1 pseudogene is annotated in these 1,819 nt (G+C 61.6%); it reads right to left on the reverse strand.

What is annotated here, in order from left to right:
• Positions 1 to 485 precede the first annotated feature (485 nt).
• A pseudogene (locus tag Q7J58_RS00970) lies at positions 486 to 1,819 on the reverse strand (DNA-directed RNA polymerase subunit beta'); the annotation flags it as partial.

The following is a 1,819-nucleotide window of genomic DNA, read 5'->3' on the forward strand; positions in this document are numbered from 1 at the left end:
GCCTTTGACATCTCCTTGTCCTCGGTCACTCACTCTCGTTCGGTCCTTCGCTCTTGCCTTGTGGCCTCAGCGGCCCCGGCTCCTGCTACGACGGCTTCTGCTGACTTCTCGCTCCGGCAGTACCGTCGCCCTTTCAGGCGCCAGGCGAGATCTCCCCAGGTAAGAACGCACTCCTTCATCACACAACCGCCACATTTACGCCGCCTGATCTTTGACCAAGAGAGCTTTGCGGTTTCATGCCCGCTCGCCCTGATCGGCAACGCCTTCTATGTGGTTCTTGTCCATCGGCTCATGATTTGCGCTCCACGCTTCCTTCCCACACTCGGTCGCCCTCATGCGGTTGCGCTTCGCTCGTCTTGGTCAACTTGCGGCGGGACTTGCACCCGCAGGAGTGCGCCCATGCTGGGCGCACATGAAAAAAGCCCCCGGCCGGATGGTCGGGGGCTTTTGAGGGGCAGGCGGCAATACTGCCCGCGTTGATCGATTTATTGCGCTTCGCTGGAGCTGGACACGTCGGCGTGGTCGGCCTGGTCGGCCGCCAGCGACAGCGCATCGGCTTCGGCAATGGCACGGCGCTCTTCGTCGTCCATCTTTTCCTTGACCTTGCGCGCTTCGTGGTAGGCCATGCCGGTACCAGCTGGGATCAGGCGGCCCACGATCACGTTTTCCTTCAGACCACGCAGCTCGTCGCGCTTGCCCATGATGGCCGCCTCGGTCAGCACGCGGGTGGTTTCCTGGAAGGAAGCCGCCGAGATGAACGAGTCGGTGGACAGCGACGCCTTGGTGATACCCAGCAACACGTTGCTGTAGGTCGCAGGGATCTTGCCTTCGGCGCGCAGCGCGTCGTTGGTGTTGAGGATCTCCGAACGCTCGACCTGTTCGCCAGCGATGTAGGTGGAATCGCCCACGGCGTCCACGATCACGCGGCGCAGCATCTGACGAACAATCACCTCAATGTGCTTGTCGTTGATCTTCACACCCTGCAGACGGTAGACATCCTGCACTTCGTCCACGATGTAACGCGACAACGCTTCGATACCCAGCAGGCGCAGGATGTCTTGCGGATCGGCCGGGCCGTCCACCACGCTCTCACCCTTGTTGACCACCTGGCCTTCGTGCACCAGGATGTTCTTTTCCTTGGGAATGAGGTCGTCCCAGACCTTGCCTTCGGGATCGGTGATCTGCAAACGAACCTTGCCTTTGGTCTCTTTACCGAACGACACGGTACCGGTCATCTCGGCCAGCATGCCCTTGTCTTTCGGGCTGCGGGCTTCGAACAGCTCGGCCACCCGCGGCAGACCGCCGGTGATGTCGCGCGTCTTCTGACCTTCAACCGGAATACGGGCCAGCACATGGCCTGGGCCGACTTCCTGGCCGTCGCGCACTTCGAGCAGAGAACCGATGGGGAAACCCACCGTCACCGAGTGGTCGGTACCGGGGATCTTCACTTCATTGCCCTGGCCGTCCAGCAGCTTGACCAGCGGACGCACCACCTTGGTCGAACCACGGTGCTTCGGATCGATCACCACCAGCGAAGAAAGGCCGGTCACGTCGTTGACCTGCTTGGCCACCGTCAGGCCCTCTTCCACGTTCTCGAACTTCACCTGACCGGCGAATTCGGTGATGATGGGTCGGGTCAGCGGATCCCAGTTGGCCAGCACGGCGCCGGCCTTGATGGCCTGGTCGGCCTTGACAGCCAGAATCGCGCCGTACGGCACCTTGTGGCGCTCGCGCTCGCGACCAATGTCGTCGTGAATGACAATTTCGCCGGAACGGGAAATCACCACCAGTTCGCCCTGGGTGTTGGTCACGTAACGCA

The organism is Hydrogenophaga sp. (genome assembly GCF_030656115.1).
Classification (GTDB): domain Bacteria; phylum Pseudomonadota; class Gammaproteobacteria; order Burkholderiales; family Burkholderiaceae_C; genus Hydrogenophaga.